A 3193-nucleotide genomic window follows, 5' to 3' on the forward strand; every position below is an offset into this window, starting at 1 on the left:
TGCCTGGCAACGTCCTACTCTAGCGGAACGTAAATCCAACTACCATCGGCGCTAAGGAGCTTAACTTCTGTGTTCGGCATGGGAACAGGTGTGACCTCCTTGCCATTGTCACCAGACAAGAGAATGATTATACATTCAAAACTAGATAGTAAGTAAATGATTTTGCTTCGCAAAACATTGAAATAAATTGATTAAGTCTTCGATCGATTAGTATTCGTCAGCTCCACGTGTCACCACGCTTCCACCTCGAACCTATTAACCTCATCATCTTTGAGGGATCTTATAACCGAAGTTGGGAAATCTCATCTTGAGGGGGGCTTCATGCTTAGATGCTTTCAGCACTTATCCCGTCCATACATAGCTACCCAGCTATGCCGTTGGCACGACAACTGGTACACCAGAGGTATGTCCATCCCGGTCCTCTCGTACTAAGGACAGCTCCTCTCAAATTTCCTACGCCCACGACGGATAGGGACCGAACTGTCTCACGACGTTCTGAACCCAGCTCGCGTACCGCTTTAATGGGCGAACAGCCCAACCCTTGGGACCGACTACAGCCCCAGGATGCGATGAGCCGACATCGAGGTGCCAAACCTCCCCGTCGATGTGAACTCTTGGGGGAGATAAGCCTGTTATCCCCGGGGTAGCTTTTATCCGTTGAGCGATGGCCCTTCCATGCGGAACCACCGGATCACTAAGTCCGTCTTTCGACCCTGCTCGACTTGTAGGTCTCGCAGTCAAGCTCCCTTATGCCTTTACACTCTATGAATGATTTCCAACCATTCTGAGGGAACCTTTGAGCGCCTCCGTTACCTTTTAGGAGGCGACCGCCCCAGTCAAACTGCCCGCCTGACACTGTCTCCCACCACGATAAGTGGTGCGGGTTAGAAAGCCAACACAGCTAGGGTAGTATCCCACCAGCGCCTCCACGTAAGCTAGCGCTCACGTTTCAAAGGCTCCTACCTATCCTGTACAAGCTGTGCCGAATTTCAATATCAGGCTACAGTAAAGCTCCACGGGGTCTTTCCGTCCTGTCGCGGGTAACCTGCATCTTCACAGGTACTATGATTTCACCGAGTCTCTCGTTGAGACAGTGCCCAAATCGTTACGCCTTTCGTGCGGGTCGGAACTTACCCGACAAGGAATTTCGCTACCTTAGGACCGTTATAGTTACGGCCGCCGTTTACTGGGGCTTCGATTCGTAGCTTCGCAGAAGCTAACCACTCCTCTTAACCTTCCAGCACCGGGCAGGCGTCAGCCCCTATACATCACCTTACGGTTTAGCAGAGACCTGTGTTTTTGATAAACAGTCGCTTGGGCCTATTCACTGCGGCTCTTCTGGGCTTGCACCCTAAAGAGCACCCCTTCTCCCGAAGTTACGGGGTCATTTTGCCGAGTTCCTTAACGAGAGTTCGCTCGCTCACCTTAGAATTCTCATCTTGACTACCTGTGTCGGTTTGCGGTACGGGCACCTATTATCTATCTAGAGGCTTTTCTCGGCAGTGTGAAATCAACGACTCGAGGAAACAATTTCCTCTCCCCATCACAGCTCAATCTTAAGAGTGCCGGATTTGCCTAACACTCAATCTCACTGCTTAGACGTACAATCCAATCGTACGCTTCGCCTATCCTACTGCGTCCCCCCATCGATTAAAACGATGCTAGGTGGTACAGGAATATCAACCTGTTATCCATCGCCTACGCCTGTCGGCCTCAGCTTAGGACCCGACTAACCCAGAGCGGACGAGCCTTCCTCTGGAAACCTTAGTCAATCGGTGGACGGGATTCTCACCCGTCTTTCGCTACTCACACCGGCATTCTCACTTCTAAGCGCTCCACATGTCCTTGCGATCATGCTTCAACGCCCTTAGAACGCTCTCCTACCATTGTCCTACGGACAATCCACAGCTTCGGTAATATGTTTAGCCCCGGTACATTTTCGGCGCAGTGTCACTCGACTAGTGAGCTATTACGCACTCTTTAAATGATGGCTGCTTCTAAGCCAACATCCTAGTTGTCTGGGCAACGCCACATCCTTTTCCACTTAACATATATTTTGGGACCTTAGCTGGTGGTCTGGGCTGTTTCCCTTTCGAACACGGACCTTATCACCCATGTTCTGACTCCCAAGTTAAATTAATTGGCATTCGGAGTTTGTCTGAATTCGGTAACCCGAGAGGGGCCCCTCGTCCAAACAGTGCTCTACCTCCAATAATCATCACTTGAGGCTAGCCCTAAAGCTATTTCGGAGAGAACCAGCTATCTCCAAGTTCGATTGGAATTTCTCCGCTACCCACAGTTCATCCGCTCACTTTTCAACGTAAGTCGGTTCGGTCCTCCATTCAGTGTTACCTGAACTTCAACCTGACCATGGGTAGATCACCTGGTTTCGGGTCTACGACCAAATACTCAACGCCCTATTCAGACTCGCTTTCGCTACGGCTCCACATTTCCTGCTTAACCTTGCATCAGATCGTAACTCGCCGGTTCATTCTACAAAAGGCACGCCATCACCCATTAACGGGCTCTGACTACTTGTAAGCACACGGTTTCAAGTTCTCTTTCACTCCCCTTCCGGGGTACTTTTCACCTTTCCCTCACGGTACTGGTTCACTATCGGTCACTAGAGAGTATTTAGCCTTAGGAGATGGTCCTCCCAGATTCCGACGGAATTTCACGTGCTCCGTCGTACTCAGGATCCACTCAAGAGAGAATATATTTTCAACTACAGGATTATTACCTTCTTTGATTCAACTTTCCAGATGATTCGTCTAACATATTCCTTTGTAACTCCGTATAGAGTGTCCTACAACCCCAATAAGCAAGCTTATTGGTTTGGGCTCTTCCCGTTTCGCTCGCCGCTACTCAGGGAATCGATTTTTCTTTCTCTTCCTCCGGGTACTAAGATGTTTCAGTTCTCCGGGTCTGCCTTCTGACAAGCTATGAATTCACTTGTCGATAACACGACATAACTCGTGTTGGGTTCCCCCATTCGGAAATCTCTGGATCAACGCTTACTTACAGCTACCCAAAGCATATCGTCGTTAGTAACGTCCTTCGTCGGCTTCTAGTGCCAAGGCATCCACCGTGCGCCCTTAATAACTTAATCTATGTTTCCACCAAACTTTTAGTCAATCGTTCTCAAATTGCTTCGTTTTCATTCATTTAAATGCTCATTTACAAAAGTAAACTG

At 49.1% G+C, this 3193-nt stretch carries 2 rRNA genes; both read right to left on the reverse strand.

The window, feature by feature from the left end:
* Position 1: 1 nt before the first annotated feature.
* Positions 2-116, reverse strand: a 5S ribosomal RNA gene (rrf, locus tag HMPREF2737_RS08500).
* A gap of 71 nt (positions 117-187) precedes the next feature.
* A 23S ribosomal RNA gene (locus HMPREF2737_RS08505) occupies positions 188-3109 on the reverse strand.
* Positions 3110-3193: the final 84 nt, after the last annotated feature.

It is taken from the genome of Staphylococcus sp. HMSC069D12 (assembly GCF_001810405.1).
Classification (GTDB): Bacteria; Bacillota; Bacilli; order Staphylococcales; family Staphylococcaceae; genus Staphylococcus; species Staphylococcus haemolyticus.